The 22,663-nt window shown below is 65.8% G+C and carries 20 protein-coding genes; 12 read left to right on the forward strand and 8 right to left on the reverse strand.

All coding sequences use genetic code 11. The annotated features are described in order from the left end of the window. Positions 1 to 639 precede the first annotated feature (639 nt). Positions 640 to 1,536: a hypothetical protein gene (locus J2S97_RS15945; RefSeq protein ID WP_307050933.1), complete on the reverse strand. Its 897-nt coding sequence runs from the start codon at positions 1,534 to 1,536 to the stop codon at positions 640 to 642. Between the two features lie 54 nt (positions 1,537 to 1,590). Between J2S97_RS15945 and J2S97_RS15950 the strand changes: the two genes are divergently transcribed. The 6 genes from J2S97_RS15950 to recN are packed head-to-tail and all read left to right on the forward strand — an operon-like array spanning position 1,591 to position 7,342. Next, positions 1,591 to 2,466 carry a hypothetical protein gene (locus tag J2S97_RS15950; protein WP_307050934.1) on the forward strand — a complete coding sequence of 292 codons (876 nt, stop codon included), beginning with the start codon at positions 1,591 to 1,593 and terminating at the stop codon, positions 2,464 to 2,466. Between the two features lie 6 nt (positions 2,467 to 2,472). Then, positions 2,473 to 3,465 (forward strand): HAD-IIA family hydrolase, encoded by a 993-nt coding sequence (locus J2S97_RS15955; protein WP_307050935.1) that lies wholly within the window; start codon positions 2,473 to 2,475, stop codon positions 3,463 to 3,465. 22 nt (positions 3,466 to 3,487) lie between these two features. Further along, complete coding sequence (locus tag J2S97_RS15960; RefSeq protein ID WP_307050936.1) at positions 3,488 to 3,748, forward strand: hypothetical protein; 261 nt, start codon at positions 3,488 to 3,490, stop codon at positions 3,746 to 3,748. Between the two features lie 2 nt (positions 3,749 to 3,750). After that, entirely contained in the window at positions 3,751 to 4,563 is an 813-nt protein-coding gene (locus J2S97_RS15965; RefSeq protein ID WP_307050937.1) for a TlyA family RNA methyltransferase, read from the forward strand. A gap of 13 nt (positions 4,564 to 4,576) precedes the next feature. Beyond that, positions 4,577 to 5,599, forward strand: coding sequence for an NAD kinase (locus J2S97_RS15970; protein WP_307050938.1), 1,023 nt, complete (start codon positions 4,577 to 4,579; stop codon positions 5,597 to 5,599). Positions 5,600 to 5,602: 3 nt separating this feature from the next. Then, positions 5,603 to 7,342 carry a DNA repair protein RecN gene (recN, locus tag J2S97_RS15975; RefSeq protein WP_307050939.1) on the forward strand — a complete coding sequence of 580 codons (1,740 nt, stop codon included), beginning with the start codon at positions 5,603 to 5,605 and terminating at the stop codon, positions 7,340 to 7,342. A gap of 50 nt (positions 7,343 to 7,392) precedes the next feature. On the opposite strand, the gene J2S97_RS15980 is transcribed toward recN, so the two are convergent. Continuing rightward, positions 7,393 to 7,917 (reverse strand): DUF2867 domain-containing protein, encoded by a 525-nt coding sequence (locus J2S97_RS15980; protein ID WP_307050940.1) that lies wholly within the window; start codon positions 7,915 to 7,917, stop codon positions 7,393 to 7,395. Positions 7,918 to 7,995: 78 nt separating this feature from the next. Between J2S97_RS15980 and J2S97_RS15985 the strand changes: the two genes are divergently transcribed. The 4 genes from J2S97_RS15985 to J2S97_RS16000 are packed head-to-tail and all read left to right on the forward strand — an operon-like array spanning position 7,996 to position 12,046. After that, positions 7,996 to 9,789, forward strand: a complete 1,794-nt coding sequence (locus J2S97_RS15985; protein ID WP_307050941.1) for a CTP synthase — start codon at positions 7,996 to 7,998, stop codon at positions 9,787 to 9,789. Positions 9,790 to 9,816: 27 nt separating this feature from the next. After that, positions 9,817 to 10,479 carry an NUDIX domain-containing protein gene (locus J2S97_RS15990; RefSeq protein ID WP_307050942.1) on the forward strand — a complete coding sequence of 221 codons (663 nt, stop codon included), beginning with the start codon at positions 9,817 to 9,819 and terminating at the stop codon, positions 10,477 to 10,479. Further along, positions 10,479 to 11,531 carry a site-specific tyrosine recombinase XerD gene (xerD, locus tag J2S97_RS15995; protein WP_307050943.1) on the forward strand — a complete coding sequence of 351 codons (1,053 nt, stop codon included), beginning with the start codon at positions 10,479 to 10,481 and terminating at the stop codon, positions 11,529 to 11,531. Before J2S97_RS15990 ends, xerD begins: the two co-directional genes overlap by 1 nt. 23 nt (positions 11,532 to 11,554) lie before the next feature. Further along, a complete protein-coding gene (locus tag J2S97_RS16000; RefSeq protein WP_307050944.1) occupies positions 11,555 to 12,046 on the forward strand; it encodes an 8-oxo-dGTP diphosphatase in 492 nt (163 codons plus the stop codon). Positions 12,047 to 12,171: 125 nt separating this feature from the next. Here the strand turns inward: J2S97_RS16000 and J2S97_RS16005 are convergent, their stop codons facing one another. The 4 genes from J2S97_RS16005 to J2S97_RS16020 all read right to left on the reverse strand — a co-directional run bounded on the left by J2S97_RS16005 (position 12,172) and on the right by J2S97_RS16020 (position 16,454). After that, positions 12,172 to 13,311 (reverse strand): bifunctional 2-methylcitrate synthase/citrate synthase, encoded by a 1,140-nt coding sequence (locus J2S97_RS16005; RefSeq protein WP_307050945.1) that lies wholly within the window; start codon positions 13,309 to 13,311, stop codon positions 12,172 to 12,174. 65 nt (positions 13,312 to 13,376) lie between these two features. Then, positions 13,377 to 14,282, reverse strand: coding sequence for a methylisocitrate lyase (gene prpB / locus J2S97_RS16010; RefSeq protein ID WP_307050946.1), 906 nt, complete (start codon positions 14,280 to 14,282; stop codon positions 13,377 to 13,379). Continuing rightward, a complete protein-coding gene (locus J2S97_RS16015; RefSeq protein WP_307050947.1) occupies positions 14,282 to 15,802 on the reverse strand; it encodes an MmgE/PrpD family protein in 1,521 nt (506 codons plus the stop codon). The genes prpB and J2S97_RS16015 overlap by 1 nt, the downstream gene beginning before the upstream one ends. Positions 15,803 to 15,812: 10 nt before the next feature. After that, a complete protein-coding gene (locus J2S97_RS16020; RefSeq protein WP_307050948.1) occupies positions 15,813 to 16,454 on the reverse strand; it encodes a GntR family transcriptional regulator in 642 nt (213 codons plus the stop codon). Between the two features lie 174 nt (positions 16,455 to 16,628). On the opposite strand from J2S97_RS16020, the gene J2S97_RS16025 reads away from it, so the two are divergent. Continuing rightward, a complete protein-coding gene (locus tag J2S97_RS16025; protein WP_307050949.1) occupies positions 16,629 to 18,530 on the forward strand; it encodes a propionyl-CoA synthetase in 1,902 nt (633 codons plus the stop codon). 73 nt (positions 18,531 to 18,603) lie between these two features. On the opposite strand, the gene J2S97_RS16030 is transcribed toward J2S97_RS16025, so the two are convergent. Further along, on the reverse strand, positions 18,604 to 19,314 hold the full coding sequence (locus tag J2S97_RS16030; protein WP_307050950.1) for a response regulator: 711 nt from the start codon (positions 19,312 to 19,314) through the stop codon (positions 18,604 to 18,606). After that, positions 19,311 to 21,008: a sensor histidine kinase gene (locus tag J2S97_RS16035; RefSeq protein ID WP_307050951.1), complete on the reverse strand. Its 1,698-nt coding sequence runs from the start codon at positions 21,006 to 21,008 to the stop codon at positions 19,311 to 19,313. Before J2S97_RS16035 ends, J2S97_RS16030 begins: the two co-directional genes overlap by 4 nt. A 140-nt stretch (positions 21,009 to 21,148) precedes the next feature. On the opposite strand from J2S97_RS16035, the gene J2S97_RS16040 reads away from it, so the two are divergent. Continuing rightward, the gene (locus J2S97_RS16040) at positions 21,149 to 22,489 is read left to right on the forward strand and encodes a cation:dicarboxylate symporter family transporter (RefSeq protein WP_307050952.1); all 1,341 of its coding nucleotides are present in this window, start codon (positions 21,149 to 21,151) and stop codon (positions 22,487 to 22,489) included. Positions 22,490 to 22,663: the final 174 nt, after the last annotated feature.

Raw genomic sequence — 22,663 nt, forward strand, 5'->3', positions numbered from 1 at the left:
TCCCGGGCGGACGCTCTGCACTTCATGCAGTGAAAACCGAGACGCTCTCGCACTTCCTGCACGCTCCGGGCAGACCCTCTCTCACTTCCCGCAAAGGCCGGCAGCGGCACCCAAGCCCCACACCGCCGTCGTAATTCAGCACAAAGTGAGAGAGCATCGGTGAATTTCACCCAGGAAGTGAGAGAGCATCCACGAATTTCACCCCGGAAGTGAGAGAGCGTTGCCCTTGGATTTCGCGCGGAACCCAGGCACCGTTTCTCAGTTGCATATGAGAGCAACAATGCCCGTGTCCCCAAGAGCGACCGCCCGGCCGCAGGCTGACTGGCGCCCCAGTGCCTTGGGCCTGCTGTGCCTGTGACGCTTGACACGAGAGTCCCTTGCGAGGCCGGGACAGTTAGTTCGTGAGCGGCGACTCGCCTAGAATTGCATGAGATGTACGGACTTGGAAGCGCTTTATTTCGGGTTGCGTAGGAAAACGAAACACGGATAAGAGCGGCTGCGATTGCGCCAGTGGTCAGCTCACAACAGGAGGAATCCAACATGGCTGAGCACAACGGCGGAAATCGCAGCGGAAAAGATCGCGGCAGCCACGGAGGGGGTCGGCCTTCAGGTGGCGGCCCGTTCCGGGCGTCAAATAATTCAGGCGGGGATCCCCGCGGATTCCGTGCCAAGGATGACCGCGGCGAGCGTCCGGCCCGTGAGGGTGGTGGAGAGCGTCGCAGCTTCGGTGCGGGCGATCGTGATCGTAAGCCGTTCGGCGAGCGTCCGTCCCGTGAGGGTGGGGAGCGTCGCAGCTTCGGTGCGGGCGATCGTGACCGTAAGCCGTTCGGCGAGCGTCCGGCCCGTGAGGGTGGGGAGCGTCGCAGCTTTGGTGCGGGCGATCGTGACCGTAAGCCGTTCGGTGAGCGTCCGTCCCGTGAGGGTGGGGAGCGTCGCAGCTTCGGTGCGGGCGATCGTGACCGTAAGCCGTTCGGTGAGCGTCCGTCCCGTGAGGGTGGGGAGCGTCGCAGCTTTGGTGCCGGCGATCGTGACCGTAAGCCGTTCGGTGAGCGTCCGTCCCGTGAGGGTGGGGAGCGTCGCAGCTTTGGTGCCGGCGACCGTGATCGTAAGCCGTTTGGCGACCGTCCGTCCCGTGAGGGTGGGGAGCGTCGCAGCTTTGGTGCGGGCGACCGCGACCGTAAGCCGTTCGGTGAGCGTCCGTCCCGTGAGGGTGGGGAGCGTCGCAGCTTTGGTGCGGGCGACCGCGACCGTAAGCCGTATGGCGACCGTCCGCGCCGCGAGGGCGACGGCGAACGCCGCAGCTTTGGCGGCGGTGACAACCGCAAGCCTTTCGGCGACCGCCAGGAACGGGCTCCCCGGAGTTTTGACCGTGGCGACTCCGGCCCCCGCGAGTTCGGCCGCGACCGTCCCGAGGACCGTCCCACCCGCGTACCGAACGCGCGCGACCTGCGCAGCGCCAACCGGCCGGACCGTGAGCGCTCTCCCGAGATCGACGAAGACGTCACGGGCCAGGAACTGGACCGTGCAACCAAGCACGAGATCAAAACCCTCGAAGCCAAGAGCGCGGAATGGGTTGCACGGCACCTGGTCATGGCCGGGCGCCTCATAGACGAGGAACCGGAACTTGCATTCCAGCACGCGCTGGCTGCCAGCCGCCGTGGCGGACGCCTGTCTGCTGTCCGTGAAGCCGTGGGCCTGACAGCCTACGCCGCGGGCCACTACGGGGAAGCCCTGCGGGAATTCCGCACCTACCGACGGATCAGCGGCTCCAACGTGCACCTGCCTGTCATGGCCGACTGCGAGCGGGGCCTCGGCCGTCCCGACCGTGCCCTCGATGTCGCACGGTCCGAGGAAGCCAATGACCTCGACGCGCCCGGCAAGGTTGAACTGGCCATCGTGGCCGCCGGAGCCCGCACGGACCTTGGCCAGCTCGATGCTGCTGTGGCCGAACTGGAAATCGCGCAGCTGGACATTAACCGGGCCTTCTCCTACAGCCCGCGGCTCTTCCGCGCCTATGCAGATGCCCTGGCAGCTGTTGGCCGCGAACAGGAAGCCGACAAGTGGCAGCGCCAGGCCGTTGTTGCGGAGAACGCGCTCGGCCTCGGAGCCGACGAGGAACCCGACATCATCGACCTCGGCTGGGACGAGGAAGAGGAAGCCCGCGAAGAGGAAGCGCGGCGCCGTCTGCTTTCCCAGCAGAAGGCTGACAGCGCTCCGGCCCCCGCTGCGACCGTTCAGGACGCAACCCAGGCAGCAGTTGCCGAGGCCGCCGCATCAGATGCAGCCGCCCTCGATGAAGGCAACGACGACGCCGAATCGGATTACTTCGAGTCCGACGACGCTGAATCTGACGAAGACTCCGCGGAGGAAGACGAGTTCGAGGCCCGCGGCGACGCGGAAGCCGGCACCACCGACGAAGGCGACAGCAACGACGATTCCGCACAGCCGGACCGCGAGAGGGAATAACTGCGCATGAGCGCTGATTCATTGATCTCAAGGTTCGATGCCCTGCTGTCCGACCTTGACGGTGTTGTCTATGCCGGCCCCCACGCCATTCCCGGTGCCGTTGAGGCGCTCCGCCAGCTGGCGGGAATCGACGTCGGGCTTGGCTACGTGACCAACAACGCGTCACGGACTCCCGCGCAGGTGGCGGCGCATTTGCGGGAGCTTGGCGCCCCTGCTGAAGACGAGCAGGTGGTCAGCTCTTCGCAGGCTGCCGGTGAGCTGCTGGCCGGTCTCCTTCCGGCAGGGGCACGGGTCCTGGTAACGGGCAGCCCGGCGCTGGCGCATGAGGTGGAGTTGGTGGGGCTGACCCCGGTGCACAGCGCCAAGGACAATCCGGTGGCGGTGGTCCAGGGATTCAATCCCGAAATCGGCTGGAAAGACCTCTCCGAAGCCTCGTACGTCATCGCCGGCGGCGCGCTCTGGGTGGCCACCAACACGGACATGTCCATCCCGCAGGCCCGCGGCATCGCTCCGGGCAACGGAACCCTGGTGGCTGCCGTTGCAGCAGCCACCGGACAGCGCCCACTCGTTGCCGGAAAACCCGAGGCTCCGCTGTTCCGAACCGCCGCCAAGAGGCTCGCTTCCGAGCGACCCCTCGTCGTGGGCGACAGGCTGGACACCGACATCCTCGGCGGGAACAATGCCGGGTTCGCCACAGTGGCGGTGCTCACCGGCGTCGACACGCGCGAGTCCATCCTTGCCGCCCGCACGGCCGAGCGGCCTGACTACCTCATCAATGACCTCAGCGATCTGTACCGCCCGTACCCGGCCGTCGAGGAGCACGACGGCGGCACCTTCCGTTGCGGTGAGGCCTCCGCCGTCGTGCGGGGCGAAGCAGTCCACATCAGCGGAGTTCCGGGCGACCTGGACGCGTGGCGTGCGGCCTGCTCTGCGTGGTGGACAGCCAATCCGCAGGCAGACGCTCCTCTGGCGCCGGCCATCGAGTGGCTGACGCACTAGGCCGACTCACTAGACTGGGAACATGACCGAGCTGAACAACTTTCCGGAAACGGACTCCGATCCGGCTGGGGTCAGCTGGCCTGCAACGCCGGCCGGCAACGGCGGATCGGCCGGCCACAGGATGGCTGCCGTCGAAGACGTTTCAGTCGCTGCTGTCCTGGACCGCCTGGCCGACATTCCGGGTCTGCCCGTTGGCGGGCACGCGGACGCCTACTCGGCACTTCACGATGCACTGCTCGACGCACTGAACGACGACGACCCGTCGGCTGCGGGTGACGCCTGAGGATGGCAAGGCTTGACCAAATGCTCGTCACCCGGGGACTGGCGAGATCCCGCACCCATGCCGCGCGCCTGATTGCCGAAGGCAAGGTCAGCTCGGACGGCACAGTTCTCGCGAAGGCCTCGACGCAGGTGGATGACCTCACGCCCCTGGAAATTGCCGACGACGGGCAGGATACATACGTCAGCAGGGCCGGCTACAAACTGGCCGGGGCGCTGGATGCATTCCCGGCAGTCATCGCGGAAGGAAAGCGCTGCCTGGACGCCGGTGCCTCTACCGGCGGCTTCACGGAGGTCCTGCTCAGGCGCGGCGCGGAACACGTGGTTGCTGTCGACGTCGGGCATGGCCAGCTGGTTCCCCAGCTCAGGAACGACGCACGCGTGTCGGTGCACGAAGGCCTGAACGTGCGCTACGTGACGCCGGATGAGATCGGCGGTCCGGCCGCGCTGACCGTTGCTGACCTGTCGTTCATCTCGCTGACCCTGGTCCTGGAGCCGCTCGCGGCATGCACACATCCCGGCGGCGACCTGGTGCTGATGGTGAAGCCGCAGTTTGAGATCGGCAAGGACCGCCTGGGCCGCACCGGCGTGGTGAATTCCGAGCGTGAACGCCGGATGGCGGTGGAGAAAGTCGCTAATGCGGCGCTGGACGCCGGACTGGATCTGCATGGCCTCGCGGCAAGCCCGCTACCGGGCCAGGACGGAAACGTCGAATACTTCCTGTGGATAAAGCGCAGGATCACCACAGACTTGCCTAAGATCGAAGAGCGGGACGCAGCCGTTGCTGCGTTGCTCGGAACAATCTGGCCGAACCACTAGAAAGCGGAACCCGATGAGCAGGCGTGTACTGGTCCTTGCCCACACCGGCCGCGAGGAATCACTGAAGGCTGCCTGGGAGGCGTGCATCCAGCTGCATGCCTCAGGCATTGTCCCGGTGATGCAAAAATCCGAGCTCGAGGACATGGAGGGGCTTTTCGGCAGGCTCGAAGACCCCGTGGAGATCCTCCACGACCATATCCAGCTGCCCGACGTCGAACTGGTCATGGTCCTCGGCGGGGATGGCACCATCCTCCGCGCCGCCGAACTCGTCAGGGAAGTGGACGTTCCTCTTCTGGGCGTCAACCTTGGGCATGTGGGTTTCCTCGCCGAAAGCGAAAGGGCCGACCTTGCCCAGACCGTCGAATGGATCGCGAGCCGCGATTACACGGTGGAAGAACGGATGACCATCGACGTCCAGGTCTGGGTCAGGGGACAGAAAATCTGGCACACGTGGGCCCTGAACGAGGCCGCCATCGAGAAGGGCAACCGCGAACGGATGCTTGAGGTGGTCACCGAAGTCGATGAGCGCCCGCTTTCGTCATTCGGCTGCGACGGCGTGGTGATGGCAACGCCCACCGGTTCAACCGCTTATGCCTTCTCCGCCGGCGGCCCGGTGGTGTGGCCGGAAGTTGAGGCCCTGGTGATTGTTCCCATCAGCGCCCACGCGCTGTTCGCCAAACCGCTGGTGGTTTCGCCCCGCTCCAGGCTGGCCGTGGAGGTCCTCAACCGGACCGATGCCCAAGGTGTGCTGTGGTGTGACGGCCGCCGTTCCGTTGACCTGCCCCCGGGCGCCCGCGTCGAAGTGACCCGCTCGGCCACACCTGTGCGGCTCGCGCGGACGCACCAGACACCGTTTTCGGCGAGGCTGGTCCGTAAATTCCAGCTCCCCATCCACGGCTGGCGCGGACCCATGCCCCAGGCAGAGTCCGTCCATACCGGGCCCGTACCCATCATCCGTACCCCCAGGCCCATGGTGCCGCCTGCGGGTCCCCGGCGCGCCGGGACGTCCGAGACTGATCCGACGACTGCGAAGTGAATCATGCTTGAAGAACTGAGAATCCGCGACCTCGGCGTCATCACTGACGCAACCCTCCCGCTCGGCCCCGGCCTCAGCGTGGTGACCGGCGAAACGGGCGCCGGCAAGACCATGGTGGTCACCGCCGTCGGACTCCTGTTGGGTGCCCGGTCGGATGCGGGCGCCGTGCGGAGCGGCGCGAAAAGCGCCTCCGCGGAGGCCGTGCTCAAGCTCGACGCCGGCCACGCTGCAGTCGTACGAGCGCTGGAGGCGGGTGCCGAGGTGGAGGAGTTCGACGGCGGCGCTGAACTGATCCTTGCCCGACGGCTGGGTGCGGACGGACGCAGCCGTGCCTACCTTGGCGGCCGCGCTGCCCCCGTGGGGGTCCTTGCGGAGATCGGCGAAAGCCTGGTGGTGGTCCATGGCCAGTCGGACCAGATCAGGCTGAAGGGGGCGCTTGCCCAGCGCGGGGCCTTGGACAAGTTTGCCGGTGACGCCCTGGCCGGCCCGCTGGGTGCATACCAGGCCCTGTACAGCCACTGGAAAGCCAGCCAGGCGGAGCTGGACACGCTGCGTGGCGCGGCTCGTGACAGGCTGCGGGAAGCAGAGTCGCTGGAGATCGCGCTGGCTGAAATCGATGAGGTGGACCCGCAGCCGGGCGAGGACGAGTCCCTGAAGGCGGAGGCCGTGAAACTGGCCAACGTCGAAGAACTCAGGATTGCGGCGAACACCGCGCACCAGGCGCTCATTGCGGAGGACTACGGTGACGAGGGTGACGCCACCACCCTGGTGGACGCGGCGAAACGGACCTTGGAACATGTGGCCGAGCACGACGCCGAACTCGGCGCGGCAGCCGCCCGCCTGGCCGAGGTGGGCTTCCTGCTGAACGACATCGCAACGGAACTGGCGAGCTACCAGGCCGGGCTGGATTCAGAGGGTCCGGAGCGGCTCGCGGAAATCGAGGACCGGCGGGCCGCCCTGGCCAAACTGGTCCGCAAGTACGCCCCCAGCATCGACGAGGTCCTGGTGTGGGCCGAGAACGCTCGCGTCCGGTTCGACGAACTGCAGGACGATTCCACCCGGATCGAGGCGCTGGACGCGGAAGTCGCCCGGACCGAGGCAGAGCTGAAGAAGCAGGCCGCCGCCATCAGCAAGGTTAGGGGTAAGGCCGCCAAAGATCTCTCTGCACGGGTCAGCGCCGAACTGAAGGCGCTGGCCATGGCCGACGCGACCCTGGTGATCACCATCGAGCCCGCCGGCCAGCTGATGCCGTACGGCGCGGACGAGATCTCGTTCCTGCTCCAGCCACACTCCGGTGCGCCGGCCCGGCCGCTGGGCAAGGGAGCCTCCGGTGGCGAGCTTTCCCGCGTGATGCTGGCCATCGAGGTGGTGCTCGCCGCAGTGGATCCGGTGCCCACCTTTGTGTTCGACGAAGTGGACGCCGGCGTGGGCGGGCGGGCCGCCGTCGAGATCGGCCGCCGGCTGGCCATGCTTGCGCAGCATGTGCAGGTCCTGGTGGTCACGCACCTGCCCCAGGTCGCCGCGTTCGCGGACCAGCACATCACCGTCACCAAGACATCGGTCAGGGGGGCCGACGGCGGCACCGCCACCGGGTTCACCTCCAGCGACGTGCGGCTGCTTGATGGTCCCGAAAGGGTCAAGGAGCTCGCCCGGATGCTGGCCGGCCAGGAGGACTCCGAATCGGCGCAGGCCCACGCACAGGAGCTGCTCGACGACGCCAAGCTGCTGCCGCAGCGGGCCTAGCTGCTTCAGGCCTGGCTGCTTCGGGCCCGGCTGCTTCAGGCCCGGCTGCTTCAGGCCCGGGGTTCGTGCAGGCGGGCCGCCGCCCGGACCATCATCGAGTGCACCACCAGCGGATGCAGCAAGCGGACGGGCGCGAAGTACAGCCTTCCCCGCCAGCCCTTCAGGCGCACGGCCGTGGTGACACGCAACAGCCGGGCGCCCGCGTCGTAAGCGACTCCGCAGCGGAAATCCAGGTGCGTGTCGTCGACGCTGATCAGCGCCTCCTCGCCGCGGACCCCGGCGACGTCGAAGACCCCGGCCCGCGCCCTGTTGATCCCGACCAGGCCAACCAGGGCCTGGCGCAGGCCCATCAGGGCTGTCACCCATGCCGGCATTGACTGGGGCGAGAAGAGCGTCTCCGCCCAGATCCGCGGATCGGAAGGGCGCCCCGCCGGTACTGGGACAACAATCACATCGGCGTAGTCCGGGACCGGGATCGAGTCGAGCGCCAGGGACCTGAAGACCGGGCTGGATCCCGCCCGGGCCAGGTCCTGCGGGTGTTCCGGGGTTTCGCCGGACAGATCCTCGGTGGTCACCCCTTGATCGTAGGGGGACGGCACGGGAGACTGAAGCATTTGGGGAATCCGATTTTCGACCCGTGGAAGGCTCATTTGATGATAGGCTCGAATTCCGTGGTGCAGCGATCAAATTCCCGTGTAAATTCCCGGTTCCCGGGCTCGTCCAAGACGACCAAACACATCTTCGTCACCGGTGGTGTGGCGTCCTCGCTAGGCAAGGGACTGACGGCTTCGAGCCTCGGACACTTGCTGCGGGCACGCGGTTTGTCTGTAACTATGCAAAAGCTCGATCCTTACCTGAACGTGGATCCGGGCACGATGAACCCCTTCCAGCACGGCGAAGTCTTTGTGACTGACGACGGCGCCGAAACGGACCTCGACGTCGGCCACTACGAGCGCTTCCTCGATGAGAATCTCGAAGGTTCGGCCAACGTCACCACCGGCCAGGTGTACTCCACGGTTATCGCCAAGGAACGCCGCGGCGAGTACCTCGGCGACACCGTCCAGGTCATTCCGCACATCACCGATGAAATCAAGCGCAGGATGCGCCTGCCGGCCGAGGGCAAGAACGCCCCGGACGTGATCATCACCGAGATCGGCGGCACCGTCGGCGACATCGAGTCGCAGCCGTTCCTCGAATCCGCCCGCCAGGTCCGCCAGGACATCGGCCGCGGAAATGTCTTCTTCCTCCACGTTTCCCTCGTGCCGTACATCGGCCCGTCGCAGGAACTGAAAACCAAGCCAACGCAGCACTCCGTTGCCGCGCTGCGCTCCATCGGCATCCAGCCGGAGGCGATCGTGATCCGTTCGGATCGCGAAGTCCCGCAGCCCATGCGGGACAAGATCGGCCGCATGTGTGACGTCGACATCGACGCTGTCATCGGCTGCCCGGATGCCCCGAGCATCTACGACATCCCCAAGACCCTGCACACCCAGGGCCTGGATTCCTACATCGTCCGTGCCCTGGACCTTCCGTTCAAGGACGTTGACTGGACCAGCTGGGACAAGCTGCTCGAAGCAGTTCACAACCCCAAGCACGAAGTTGAAATCGCGTTGGTCGGCAAGTACATCGACCTTCCGGACGCCTACCTGTCGGTCACCGAGGCACTGCGCGCCGGCGGCTTCGCCAACGACACGAAGGTCAAGATCCGCTGGGTCCCCTCCGACGAGTGCGAAACCCACGAGGGTGCGGTCAACTCGCTCTCCGGCGTGGACGCCATCTGCGTTCCCGGCGGGTTCGGCATCCGCGGCCTTGAAGGCAAGCTCGGTGCGCTGAAGTTCGCCCGTGAAACCAAGCTGCCCGTCCTGGGCCTGTGCCTGGGCCTCCAGTGCATGGTCATCGAATACGCCCGGAACGTGGTGGGCCTCGAGGGCGCATCGTCCAGCGAATTTGAACCGGACTCCAAGTACCCGGTGATCGCCACCATGGAAGAGCAGCTGGACATCGTCGAGGGCAAGGGTGACCTTGGCGGAACCATGCGCCTTGGACTCTACGAGGCCAAGCTGGACGAAGGTTCGGTCATTGCCGAAACCTACGGCACCACCAAGGTGAGCGAACGGCACCGTCACCGCTACGAAGTGAACAACAAGTACCGCGACCAGATTGCATCGAAGGGACTCGTGTTCTCCGGAACGTCCCCCGACGGCAAGCTCGTGGAGTACGTGGAGCTTCCCCGTGAAGTCCACCCGTACTACGTGGCCACGCAGGCGCACCCCGAGCTCAGCTCCCGGCCCACCCGGCCGCACCCGCTGTTCGCGGGCCTGGTCAAGGCCGCCCTGGATCACCAGAAGGGCGGGGACCTTCTTCCCGCCGCCAACAGTGCGGAAACGTCCACTGCGGCAGCACCGGCTGAAACCAGCGGCGCTGCCCGCAAGGTCTCGGCCAAGTAAACACCAACTAAATCAAAGGACGGCGCGATGCCCGGTATGCCTGAAACCCCCAATGCTGCACGGCAGGTTTCGGATGCGCCGAGCCCGCGCCGTCTTTTGTCGTCCCGGAAGGTGTACGAAGGCCGCATCTGGGACGTCGTCAGCGATAGCTTCCAGCTCAGCGAGCACGGCGACGAACTGGTCCGGGACTACATCGACCACCCGGGCGCGGTGGCGGTCCTGCCGATGAACGACGCCGGCGAGGTGCTCCTGATGAAGCAGTACCGGCATCCGGTGGGTATGGACCTCTGGGAGATCCCGGCCGGGCTGCTGGATATCGAGGGCGAGGACTTCGTGGTGGGCGCTGCGCGCGAGCTTGCCGAGGAAGCGGACCTGGTTGCCGGGACCTGGAACGTACTGGTGGATTTCTTCAACTCACCGGGATCCTCGAGCGAAGCGATCCGCATCTACCTGGCCCGGGAGCTGAGCGATGTGCCCGGTCATGAACTCCACGTCCGCACGGATGAGGAAGCGGAGATCGAACTGCACTGGACGCCGTTGGACCAAGCAGTTGCTGCCGTCCTGGAGGGCCGGCTGCACAACCCGTCCGCCGTCGTCGGCATTCTTGCCGCAGCGGCTGCCCGCGCCGACGGCTTCGAACATCTGCGTCCGGCAAACGCCCCCTGGCCTGCACATCCCAGCCAGCGCTGATGGGCAGCACCGTCACTCCCGCGCCGGAACGTGCCGGTGCCGAGCACGCACTGGCGGAACGTCCCGTTGCCCCGGCTTCGATAGCCACACCTGCGAACACCCAGCCTGACCGGCCCCGCAATGCCATAGACCGCGCCGTCAACGACTATCTCCAGCACATGGGTGTCGAACGTGGGCTCGCGGCGAACACGCTTTCCGCCTACCGCCGGGACCTGGCCCGCTACGCAAACTACCTTGCGACCAACGGCGCTGGGCACCCCGGAGAGGTCACCCGCCGTCACGTCACCGGGTTTGTGCAGGCACTCTCCGACGGCTCCGACGGCGGGACGGCCCTCGGCGTCAGGTCCGCTGCACGGACCGTGGTGGCGGTCCGTGGCCTGCACAAGTTCTGGGCCCTGGAAGGGATCACGACGGCGGATCCCGCCAGCGATGTCCACCCCCCGATGCCCGGCAAGCGGCTGCCCAAGGCCATCAGCGTCGACGAGGTCACAAGGATCCTCGAAGCGGCCGGCACAGACACCGCAACGGGCCTGAGGGACAGGGCCCTGCTGGAATTCCTCTACTCCACCGGCGCACGCATCAGTGAGGCAGTGGGCCTGGATGTCGACGATATTTCGCTGCAGCCGGAAGAGTCCGGCCCGGCGATCGTCAGGCTGTTCGGCAAGGGGTCCAAGGAACGCCTGGTTCCCCTGGGATCCTACGGCGCACGTGCCCTTGACGCGTACCTGGTGCGCGGGCGGCCGCTGCTCGCTGCCAAGGGCAAGGGTACGCCGGCGCTGTTCCTGAACGCCCGTGGCGGCCGCATCAGCAGGCAAAGCGCGTGGACCATCCTCAAAGCAGCAGCGGACAAGGCCAGCATCACCAAGGACGTTTCCCCGCACACCCTTCGGCATTCGTTCGCCACGCACCTGCTGGAGGGCGGCGCGGATGTCCGGGTGGTCCAGGAACTCCTGGGACACGCCTCGGTCACCACCACGCAGGTCTACACGCTGGTGACGGCCGATACCCTGCGGGAGATTTACGCCGCGGCCCATCCGCGGGCGCTTGGCTGAAATCCCGGGTTAGTCTGGTTGCCATGACCTCGACCCCAGTCACCCTCTGCTTCCTGCTCCGCGATCGTCGAGGCGGTGGAACGGAGGTCCTCCTCGGCCTCAAAAAGACCGGATTCGGCCTTGGAAAGATCGTTGGGCTGGGCGGTCATGTGGAGCCGGGGGAAAGCCACGCAGAAGCCGCCTGCCGGGAAGTCGAGGAAGAGGCCGGCGTGACGGTGCTGGAGCGGGACCTGCGCCCGGCCGGCGTCGTGGAGTTCGTATTTCCCGCCCGCCCCGAATGGAACATGCATACCACCCTGTTTACAACCCGCCGCTGGGAGGGGGAGCCGTCCGAAAGCCTGGAGATCGCGCCCAGGTGGTTTGATGTGCTTGAGCTGCCTGTGGATCGCATGTGGCAGGACGCCGACCACTGGCTACCGCCGGTCCTGGAAGGCGGCACAGTGGACATCGTGGTCACCCTCAACCCCGACAACGAAACGGTGGCGTCTTCGGTGAGTGTATTGCGCAATCTGTAACCGGCCGCTGCTCCCGGGGTGAGGTTCCTGGTCGTGGTGAACAGCAACGCATTACGACGGCGGGCCGGCCACCTGCGAAGGTGACCGGCCCGCCGCCGAACGTGCTGTGCTAACCGAAAACAGTGTTACGAAAGGTGCCGTTCGTCCTCGCCGTTGTACTCGCTCAACGGTCGGATGAGGGAGTTTGCGTCGAGCTGTTCCATGATGTGCGCGGTCCAGCCGGTGATGCGGCTGGCAACGAACAGGGGAGTGAAGGTGTCGGTGTCGAAGCCCATGAGGTGGTAGGTGGGTCCGGTGGGGTAGTCGAGGTTCGGCTTGATTCCCTTGGCCTCGTCCATGGCGGTCTCCAGCCCGTTGTAGAGACCCAGGAGTTCCGGCCGGCCGTAGTGGGCGATCATTTTGTCCAGGGCGGCCTTCATGGTGGGGACGCGCGAGTCGCCGTGCTTGTAGACGCGGTGGCCGAAGCCCATGACCTTCTTCTTCTGGGCCAGGGCGTCCTCCATCCAGGCCTTGGCCCGGGCGGCGGCGTCCTCCAGGGATTCCTCCGGCCGGATGCCGATCTCGTCAAAGGTGTGCATCACGGCTTCGTTGGCGCCGCCGTGGAGCGTTCCCTTGAGAGCGCCGATGGCGCCGGTCACGGCCGAATGCAGGTCCGACAGCGTGGACGTGATCACGCGGGCCGTGAACGTGGAGGCGTTGAAGGAGTGCTCGGCGTACAAAATCATTGAGACATTGAATGCGTCGACTACTTCGGGGACGGCCTCCTCGCCGAACGTCATCCAGAGGAAATTGGCGTCGTAACCCAGATCGTCGCGGGGCTCAACCAGGTCCAGGCCGTGGCGGCGGCGCTGGTCGTAGGCCACGACGGCGGGCATCGCGGCGAACAGATCCATGGCCTTGGCCAGGTTGGCTTCGCGGGAGGAGTCCTCGGCGAGCGGGTGCCGTGCGCCCATGACCGATGCTGCCGTCCGGCAGACATCCATCGGGTGGGAGGTGGTGGGCAGGGTGTCGATCACCTGTTTGACCACCGGATCCAGCGGACGTCCGGCGCGTTCCTTTGCCGTGAACTCGGCCAGCTGCTCCGGCGTGGGCAGTTCGCCGTTCCAGAGCAGGTAGGCCACTTCCTCGAAGCTGCACCTGGCGGCCAGTTCCTGGACCGGGTAGCCGCGGTAGAGCAGCGAGTTCGTGTCTGAATTGACCTTGGACACCGCGGTGTAGTCCACCACGACGCCGGCGAGGCCCTTTTTGATCTCATTTTCAGCCATGCTGAAACTCCTTCGTTCCTTGTGCCTGTATGCCGGCCGAAGCCGGAAGTCCGGGATGGTTGGGGTCAGTGCGTACCTGGAACCTTGAAATTGAAGACTCCGGTGTCAAAGCGGTTGTAGGCTTCGTAGTCAACGAGGTCGTACAGCCGCGCACGGGTCAGCATGTTTCCTACCTGTGCCTCCTGGGTGCCGTCGGACCTGATCGATTCCAGAGTACGCTCCGCGGCGCCCATGGCACTACGGAGCAGCGTGACCGGATAGATGACCATGTTCACGCCGACGCCCTGGAGCTGGTCGACCGTGAACAGATCGCTTTTGCCGAACTCGGTCATGTTGGCCAGGATCGGTACATCCACTGCATCACGGATGGCTTGGAATTCGCTGAGATCCTTCATGGCCTCCGGGAAGATGGCGTCCGCCCCGGCCTCGACGAGTGCCTTGGCGCGTTCCTGTGCCGCTTCCAGCCCTTCCGTGGCACGGATGTCCGTCCGGGCCATGATGAGGAAGTTCGGGTCGCGCCGCGCGTCCGCCGCGGCGCGGATGCGCTTGGTGGCAGTGTCCAGGTCCACCACGTTCTTACCGTCGAGGTGGCCGCACCTCTTCGGGTTGAACTGGTCCTCGATGTGGCAGCCGGCCAAGCCGGCGTTTTCGAGTTCCTGGACGCTGCGGGCAACGTTCATGGGCTCGCCGAAGCCGGTGTCGGCGTCGACGATGGAGGGCAGGTCGGTCATGCGGGCGATCTGCCCGGCCCGCGTGGCGACCTCGGTGAGCGTGGTCAGCCCGATGTCCGGCAGGCCAAGGTCGTTGGCCAGTACCGCGCCGGAAATGTAGACTCCGGCGAAGCCTTTCTCCTCGATCAGCCTCGCCGACAGCGGGTTGAACGCGCCGGGGAACTGCTGGATGGTCCCCGAGGCCAGGAGCTCGCGGAAACGGACCCGTTTCTGTTCCGGCGTGACCTTCGAGTACAGCATCAGAAGAGTCCCTTCGGGGCGGCGGCGAGGTCGATCACGCCGTCGGCTGCCTTGATGTTGAGCTGGTCCAGCTCCCCGGCAGCCAGTTCCGGGAGCCGGGCTGCTGCAGCGAGGAACCGTTCGATCTCGTCTTCCGCCACCAGTCCGGCCGCGAGGGTTCGGAACTTGTTGACGTACTGTTCCCGTGCGAACGGCCGGGCTCCCAGCGGGTGGGCGTCGGCGACGGCGATCTCGTCCCGGATGACCGTGCCGTCGGACAGGGTGATCTCCACGGAACCGCCGAAGGCCTTCTCCGCGATGTCCAGGGAGTGGTAGCGGCGGGTCCATTCCGGGTCCTCGACCGTGGTGACCTTATGCCACAGGTCAACGGTGTCCGGCCGGGCTGCGCGCTCCGGGGCGTAGGAGTCCACGTGGTGCCAGGCGCCGTCCTGCAGTGCGACGGTGAAGATGTACGGGATCGAGTGGTCCAGTGTTTCGCGGCTGGCCGTGGGGCTGTACTTCTGGGGATCGTTCGCGCCCGAGCCGATCACGTAGTGGGTGTGGTGGCTGGTTTTGATCAGCACGGACTTCACGTTGGCGGGGTCGGTGACCTCGGGGTGTTCGCCGTGGATCTTGCGAGCCAGGTCGATCCACGCCTGCGCCTGGTATTCGGCGGAGTGTTCCTTCGTGTACGTGTCCAGGATGGCGCGCTTGGCCTCACCGGGCGTGGGCAGCGGCACCATGTAGGAGGCCTCGGGGCCGTCCAGCATCCAGGCGATGACGCCGTCTTCACCTTCATAGATCGGGACGGGGGACGTCTGGCCGCGCATGGAGCGGTCCACCGCCTCGACGGCCATCTTCCCGGCGAAGGCCGGGGCGTGGGCCTTCCAGGTGGAGATCTCGCCCTTCCGGGACTGGCGGGTTGCCGTGGTGGTGTGCAGCGCCTGGCCCACGGACTGGAAGATGGTCTCCACATCGAGGCCCAGCAGGGTGCCGATGCCGGCAGCGGCGGACGGGCCGAGGTGGGCCACATGGTCGATCTTGTGCTTGTGCAGGCAGATGGCCTTGACCAGGTTCACCTGGATTTCGTAGCCGGTGGCGATGCCGCGGACCAGGTCTTGCCCGCTGGAGCCCACGTGCTGGGCGACGGCCAGGAGGGGCGGGATGTTGTCGCCCGGGTGGGAGTAGTCCGCTGCCAGGAAGGTGTCGTGGTAGTCGAGCTCGCGGACAGCCACGCCGTTGGCCCAGGCGGCCCACTCAGGGGATACGCGCTCTTCGATGCCGAAGACCTTGGAGCCCTGGCCGCCGGTGGTGGGTCCGTGCGTCAGGGCCTGGGCGCGCGCTGCCACGATCGGGGCGCGGTTCAGGGAGGCAATGGCCACCGAGGCGTTGTCGATCACGCGGTTGATCACCATGTCGGTGACCTCGTCGGTAACGGCGACCGGATCGGCGGCAACCTTCGCGATCTTGTACGCGAGCTGGTCCTCGCGGGGCAGGTTTTCCTCGCTCTTGTAAACGCGGACGTGGTGTTCCTTGACCATGGTGCTCCTTTTAGTGAGGTGTATGCGCAACTTTGACGTGGGAAAGACTTCGGTGCAGGTGGAGGGTGGTGGCCGCCTGGGCTAGCCGGGGATTCCGTGCGGCAATAGCTTCTGCAATGGCGGCGTGCTCGGCGGCAGCGGCGGTAAGCCGCTGCGCGTCGTCGGCAGCCAGCCGGCGGACCCGGACCAGGTGCACGCGCAGGCTGCGCATCGCCTGGGCCAGGTAGGCGTTGGAGATCGCTGCGTCAATGGCCTCGTCGAGTCGTCCCACGAGGTCGTAGTAGGCGTGGCGGGCGGGGTCGCTGCCGCTGATCAGCTCCGGTGCCTTGAGCAGCTCGAGCCGGAGCTGTTCGAAAGTGGCGGCGTCGCCGCGCTCTGCGGCGAGGGCCGCAGCCTTTCCTTCGAGGGTTTCCCGGAGCTCGAAGAGCTCGTCGATGTCCTCCAGCGAAATATCGGTAACGACGACGCCGCGACTGCCCGACGTCGTCGTCAGTCCCTCTGCGGTAAGCCGGCTCAGGGCCTCCCGCAGGGGAGTCCGTGAGACGCCGAGCCGCTCGGACTGCTCCACTTCTGCGAGCACCGTCCCGGGCAGGAGGCGCCATTCGATGATGTCGTCGCGGAGGGCCGCGTAGGCCTTGTCGCTGGCGCGCATCCCTGCCTCCTTCGTTGGTTGACGTCATCAGTGTATACACAGAAGGGCTGCCTGCCCAGTGTGTGCCACTGATTTGGGCGAATATTCTGTCTTATGTATACAAAGAGGCTTGTGCGTGCCTGCAGGCCGGGGCTAGCATGGGCGTCATCACAACGTCGTGGACGGGATGCACTCATGGTTACCAACACCTATCAGGACAGCTATGCGCAGAGCCTGGAGAAGCCGGATGATTTCTGGCTGGATGCTGCCGGAAGGATCTCATGGTCGACGCCGCCGAGGCAGGCCCTGGAAACCAGCAGGGCACCGCTCTACGGGTGGTTTCCGGACGGCGTCCTGAATACTTCGTACAACGCCCTCGACCGCCATGTGGCAGCCGGGCGGGGCGAACAGGATGCGCTCATCTACGATTCCGCAATGCTCGGGACCCGGCGTCGCTACAGCTACGCTGAGCTCACGGAACTGGTGGCCCGCTTCGCCGGCGTGCTTCGCAGCCAAGGCGTGGGCAAAGGGGACCGCGTGGTGATCTACATGCCGATGATTCCCGAAGCCGCGATCGCCATGCTGGCAACGGCCCGGCTTGGGGCGGTCCATTCCGTGGTCTTCGGAGGTTTCGCGCCCAAGGAGCTCTCGGCCCGGATTCGGGACGCCGCGCCGTCAGTGCTCGTCACGGCGACGGGCGGAATCGAGCCTTCGCGCCGGATCGAATACCTTCCCGCCGTGGAGGAAGCCCTCCGCCTGGCGGGGGCTCCCGGGCTACCGGTGATTGTCACGGCGCGGGACGGGTTCGCCTCTGCAGCCTCGGACTACGCCGGCTGGCTGGACTGGGACACTGAAATGGCCACGGCAGCGCCGGCAGCGCCGGTGGAGGTCAAGGCAACGGACCCGCTCTACATCCTCTACACCTCCGGAACTACAGGTACTCCCAAGGGAGTGGTACGGGACAACGGAGGCCATGCCGTGGCACTCAGCTGGACCCTGGACAATATCTACGACATCGGCCCCGGGGACGTTATGTGGACGGCCTCCGACGTCGGCTGGGTGGTGGGGCACTCCTACATCGTCTACGGCCCGCTGCTGGCCGGTGCCACCACCGTCCTCTATGAAGGGAAACCGGTGGGCACACCCGATGCCGGTGCCTTTTGGCGCGTGATCCAGGACCACAAGGTCAATGTCCTTTTCACCGCCCCCACGGCCCTGCGCGCTATCCGGAAGGCCGACCCCGACGCGAAACTTTTGGGGGAGTACGACATCTCCAGCCTCCGCACCCTCTTCGCTGCGGGGGAGCGGCTCGACACGGACACCTTCCATTGGGCGTCGCAGGCGCTGGGCGTACCTGTGGTGGACCACTGGTGGCAGACCGAGACGGGCTGGGCCATCTGCGCCAACCCGCAGGGATTGGAAAGGCTTCCGATCAAGGCAGGTTCCCCCAGCGTCCCGATGCCCGGGTTCAAGCTCAGGATCGTCGACGGCCTGGGGGAGGACGTCCAAGCCGGGACCGAAGGCAACATAGTGCTTGGACTGCCGCTGCCGCCCGGCACGCTGACCACGCTCTGGGGCAATGACGAGCGCTATGTCTCCTCCTACCTCCAAGCGTTCGAGGGCTGCTATGCCACGGGCGACTCCGGTTACCGCGACGAGGACGGCTACGTCTTCGTGATGGGGCGTACAGACGACATCATTAATGTGGCGGGGCACCGGCTATCCACCGGTGCCATGGAGCAGGTGCTCGGCCAGCATCCTGCGGTGGCCGAGTGCGCGGTGATCGGCCTCTCGGATCCGCTGAAGGGCCAGCGGCCCAGCGGGTACGTGGTGCTCAAGTCGGGAGTGGACGTGCCGGAGGAGGTTCTGGTCAGGGACCTGATCGCCCTGGTCCGCCGGGACATCGGAGCCGTTGCGGACTTCAAACATGTGGCAGTCGTGGAGGCCCTGCCCAAAACCCGGTCGGGCAAGATCCTCCGTAAAACCATGAGGCAGATTGCCGACGGCGAGGAGTACGTGGTGCCCTCCACCATCGAGGACGCCAGCGTGATCGACCAGCTGATCGGGACCCTTCGCCCGGCCGACCCCCGGAAGTAAGCCGACCGGAACCAAGCCGACCCAGGTCCTCAACAGGCGGAGCAGCGCTGCGCTCGCCGGCAGGGTCCGGAAGTCAGCCCCGGTTCCAGCGGTACTCGTTTTCCGGCCTGCCCGGTGCGCCGTACCGGGCAGTGCGGGAGACGGTTCCCGCGTCCGCAAGGTACTCGAGATAGCGCCGGGCCGTCACGCGGGACATACCGAGCGCGTCCATGACCTCCGTGGCCGATACCGCCTCCGCCTGCTGTTTCATGAACTCCTGCACCGCGTCCAGGGTCGATGTCGAAAGCCCCTTGGGAAGCGGCAGTTCGCTCGGGGCGCGCAGGCTTGCGAAAGCCTGGTCGACGTCGCTCTGTGATGCCCCGGACCTGTTCCCGACGGAGCTGGCCCCGAGTTGCTCCCGGAACTGACGGTAGCTGGCCAGCTTGTCCGCAAAAGTGGCGTAGGTGAAGGGTTTGATGAGGTACTGGACCACGCCGATGGAGACGGCGCTGCGCACGATGTTTAGTTCGCGGACAGCCGTAATGGCAATAATGTCGGCCAGCAGTCCTGAAGCCCGCATCCGCCGTGCTATGTCCAGGCCATGGAGGTCGGGAAGGTTCATGTCCAGCAGGACCAGTTCCACGGGGTTGCCGGCGGCCGCGAATTCTCCCAGCAGGCGCAGCGCCGACTGGCCGTCCGGGGCCGTGCCGGCAAGGGAAAAGCCCTTGAGTCTCCCTACGTAGGCGCCGTGCGCTGCCGCGGCTACGGGTTCGTCCTCAACGACGAGGACTCTGATATCGCTCATGAAAGCTCCTTGGTGGTGCCGGCTGTGTTGCCGGCCGCGGCGCCCGGCGCGGCGCCTGGTGCGGCGTCCGGGGCAGTGCCCGAAGGGGTGGCGGCGGGGAGGTGAATCTGGAAATGCGCCCCGCGCGGATTCGTGATGGTCATGGTGCCGCCCAACCGGTGGACGGCCTGCCGTACGAGCGCCAGCCCGAGCCCCCGTCCGTACTTGCCGGGCGCCTTTGTGCTGAAACCGTACCGGAACACGTCATCCACGGCATCGGGGTCGATTCCGCGTCCGGAGTCCTCCACGCCGATATCCACGCCCTGCGCGCCGGACTCCACCGACAATTCCACCCACTTCGGTGCCGGAGCATCGGCTGCAGCGTCAATGGCGTTATCCAGCAGGTTGCCAAGAATGGTCACCAGGTCCTGGACGGCCACACCGGCGGTCCCGGCCGTGCTGTTCGCCTGCAGGCCCAGTTCGACGCCGCGCTCGTGGGCCTCGGCTGCCTTGCCCATGAGGAGGGCACTCAAAACAGGCTCTTCAATGGCACCCACCATCTCGTCGGTGAGATGCTGGCTGAGCTCCAGGTCCTTGGTGGCATAATCCAGCGCGTCATCCGCCCGGCCCAGTTCCATCAGCGAAACGATCGTATGGAGGCGGTTGGCGTGCTCATGGGTCTGCGCCCGCAGCGCGTCAGAAAGAGTACGCATGGTTTCCAGTTCGCTGCCCAGGGACTCGATCTCCGTGCGGTCGCGGATGGTTGCCACGGTCCCGAACACTGCCGGGCGCTGCCGGCCCGTGGAAGCGGGTCCCACCGCGGGCCCCTGGTTGATCACCAGGACCCGCGGGCCTGCGAGGTGGATTTCATCCTGGGCAGTCCGGCCGGATTCGAACAGGTCCTTCAGGCTGGTTGCCAGCGGGAGGTCACTGAGCAGGACGGCGTCGGCAGGGTCTCCTCCCGCTGAGCGCGGAGCCAGCCCCAGGAGCTCGGCAGCCTGGTCGTTGTACATCACCACACGGCCCTTTGGATCGATCAGGATGACGCCTTCCCTGACAGAATGCAGGACCGACTCGTAGTATGCGAACAACTGGGCGAGCTGTTCAGGCCCCCAGCCCCGGGTGACATTGCGCAGGTACCGGCCCAGCAGCCAGGACGCCACGGAGCCGCCCACCAGGAGGGCAAACGCAATCGCCAGGATGGCCGGCAGGCGGCCGGCGAGGGCAACGTCCACCGTATTCACCGTCACTCCGGCGGCCACCAGGGCCTTCACGTTTCCCGACTGGTCCTTGACGGGTGCGATGGTGCGTACGGACGGCCCCAGCGTGCCGGCCGTGATTTCAGTGAACACCTGGCCGTTCAAGGCGGCGTCGATGGAACCGATGTAGGGTTTGCCGAGCTCCTCGTCCCGTGGGTGTGTCCATCGGGTCCGGTCCGGAGCCATGATGGTGATGAAATCCGCGTCGGCGTCGGCCATCACGTCCAGGGCGTAGGGCTGCAGCGTGGCGGACGGGTCGGCTGACCCTGCAGCCTCCAGCACGAGGGGATTGTCAGCTACGGCCGTGGCGATGCCGGACATGCGCCGTCCCGCCTCGTCGTAGGAATGGTCCCGGGCGTCGATGAAGGTGGCCGTGCCCACTGTTGCGGTCAGTGCGAGCATAAACACCAAATGCGCCACGAACAGCCGGCGCGCGATGCTCCATTTATGCCTCATTCCAACCTTCCATGACCAATATGAACGCAACGGTGAGCCAGGTCACGCCATGCCCAATGATGGATATCACACCGGACGGACGTGAAAAGCCCAGAGAATGTGCCGCAACGTCTTCCAGATTATCCATAAGGAGAGACATCATGGCTTCTCAACGAGGAGAGTCAGCCGCGCCAGTCAAGGCAAAGCGCAAGGGACTCGACAAGTCGCACTACCTCTACATCGCCGTCATTGCCGCCGTGATCCTGGGCGCCCTTGTCGGTCTGCTGTTTCCCGAGGTCGGCAAATCGCTGAAACCGCTCGGCGACGGCTTCATCAAGCTCATCAAGATGATGATCGCGCCGATTATCTTCTGCACCATCGTCCTGGGCATTGGCTCAATCGCCAAGGCAGCCACCGTAGGAAAAGTCGGCGGACTTGCCCTGGGCTACTTTGTGCTCATGTCCACCTTCGCCCTGGGTATCGGCCTCGTCGTCGGCAACCTCATCCACCCGGGTGAAGGTTTGAAGCTGGCGGCATACGATCCCAACAAGAAGGCCGAAGTAGACAGCACCGTTGCCTTCCTCCTGGGCATCATTCCGGGCGACATTCCGGTTCTGCCCACGCTCCTCGCGGCCATCCTCGTCGGTTTCGCCCTCCAGAAAATGGGTGGGCAGGGCGCTCCTGTCCTCAAGGCCATCGGCTACGGCCAGGCAGTGGTGTTCAGGATCCTCATCATGATCATGTGGCTTGCTCCGGTAGGCGCCTTTGGTGCCATCGCCGCAGTTGTCGGCGCCACGGGCGTCGCGGCAATCGTGAGCATGTTCACCCTCATGGTTGCCTTCTACATCACATGCGCACTCTTCATCGTTGTCATCCTCGGCGGCCTCCTCCAGGTGGTGACCGGCGTGAACATCTTCAAGCTGATGAAGTACCTTGCCCGGGAATACCTCCTGATCTTCTCCACTTCCTCCTCTGAGGCAGCGCTGCCCCGCCTCATCGCCAAGATGGAGCACCTGGGCGTGTCCAAGCCGGTCGTCGGCGTCACTGTGCCCACCGGTTACTCCTTCAACCTGGACGGCACCGCCATCTACCTGACCATGGCATCGCTGTTCGTGGCCAACGCCATGGGAACCCCGCTGGATCTCGGCGCCCAGGTATCCCTGCTGATCTTCATGATCATCGCCTCGAAGGGTGCAGCCGGTGTCACCGGTGCAGGTCTCGCCACGCTGGCTGCCGGCCTTCAGGCACACAAGCCCGAGCTCCTCGGCGGCGTAGGCATGATCGTCGGGATCGACCGCTTCATGTCCGAAGCCCGCGCATTGACCAACTTCACGGGCAACGCTGTAGCCACTCTCCTGATCGGAACCTGGGTCAAGGAGATCGACGGCGAGCAGGTCCAGCGCGTCCTGTCCGGCCAAGAGCCGTTCGACGAGCAGACCATGATCGCCGGCCACCACGTCGAGCAGGAAGAGCCGGCCAAGCCAGTTCTCGCGAACGCCTGAGCCAACGCCTGAGCTGAACCGAAACCGCCCGTGCAGGATCATCCGGCACGGGCGGTTTTTTGTGTCGGCGGCCCTAACCTTCGACCTTTACCAGAAGGTAAAGGCTCAATCAAGGGCGCGTGTCAAGTTCCGTTGAATCGCGGGTGCGGCGCTGTAACCTTGGGAAGAAGAAGG

This window comes from Arthrobacter oryzae, assembly GCF_030812315.1.
Classification (GTDB): Bacteria; Actinomycetota; Actinomycetes; order Actinomycetales; family Micrococcaceae; genus Arthrobacter; species Arthrobacter oryzae_B.

Bases quoted from the DNA above. Each gene is read 5' to 3' on its own strand.
- J2S97_RS15950 (WP_307050934.1), top strand. From the start codon at position 1,591: ATGGCCGGGCGCCTCATAGACGAGGAACCGGAACTTGCATTCCAGCAC.
- J2S97_RS15955 (WP_307050935.1), top strand. From the start codon at position 2,473: ATGAGCGCTGATTCATTGATCTCAAGGTTCGATGCCCTGCTGTCCGAC.
- J2S97_RS15960 (WP_307050936.1), top strand. From the start codon at position 3,488: ATGACCGAGCTGAACAACTTTCCGGAAACGGACTCCGATCCGGCTGGG.
- J2S97_RS15965 (WP_307050937.1), top strand. From the start codon at position 3,751: ATGGCAAGGCTTGACCAAATGCTCGTCACCCGGGGACTGGCGAGATCC.
- J2S97_RS15970 (WP_307050938.1), top strand. From the start codon at position 4,577: ATGAGCAGGCGTGTACTGGTCCTTGCCCACACCGGCCGCGAGGAATCA.
- recN (WP_307050939.1), top strand. From the start codon at position 5,603: ATGCTTGAAGAACTGAGAATCCGCGACCTCGGCGTCATCACTGACGCA.
- J2S97_RS15985 (WP_307050941.1), top strand. From the start codon at position 7,996: ATGATAGGCTCGAATTCCGTGGTGCAGCGATCAAATTCCCGTGTAAAT.
- J2S97_RS15990 (WP_307050942.1), top strand. From the start codon at position 9,817: ATGCCCGGTATGCCTGAAACCCCCAATGCTGCACGGCAGGTTTCGGAT.
- xerD (WP_307050943.1), top strand. From the start codon at position 10,479: ATGGGCAGCACCGTCACTCCCGCGCCGGAACGTGCCGGTGCCGAGCAC.
- J2S97_RS16000 (WP_307050944.1), top strand. From the start codon at position 11,555: ATGACCTCGACCCCAGTCACCCTCTGCTTCCTGCTCCGCGATCGTCGA.
- J2S97_RS16005 (WP_307050945.1), bottom strand. From the start codon at position 13,311: ATGGCTGAAAATGAGATCAAAAAGGGCCTCGCCGGCGTCGTGGTGGAC.
- prpB (WP_307050946.1), bottom strand. From the start codon at position 14,282: ATGCTGTACTCGAAGGTCACGCCGGAACAGAAACGGGTCCGTTTCCGC.
- J2S97_RS16015 (WP_307050947.1), bottom strand. From the start codon at position 15,802: ATGGTCAAGGAACACCACGTCCGCGTTTACAAGAGCGAGGAAAACCTG.
- J2S97_RS16020 (WP_307050948.1), bottom strand. From the start codon at position 16,454: ATGCGCGCCAGCGACAAGGCCTACGCGGCCCTCCGCGACGACATCATC.
- J2S97_RS16025 (WP_307050949.1), top strand. From the start codon at position 16,629: ATGGTTACCAACACCTATCAGGACAGCTATGCGCAGAGCCTGGAGAAG.
- J2S97_RS16030 (WP_307050950.1), bottom strand. From the start codon at position 19,314: ATGAGCGATATCAGAGTCCTCGTCGTTGAGGACGAACCCGTAGCCGCG.
- J2S97_RS16035 (WP_307050951.1), bottom strand. From the start codon at position 21,008: ATGAGGCATAAATGGAGCATCGCGCGCCGGCTGTTCGTGGCGCATTTG.
- J2S97_RS16040 (WP_307050952.1), top strand. From the start codon at position 21,149: ATGGCTTCTCAACGAGGAGAGTCAGCCGCGCCAGTCAAGGCAAAGCGC.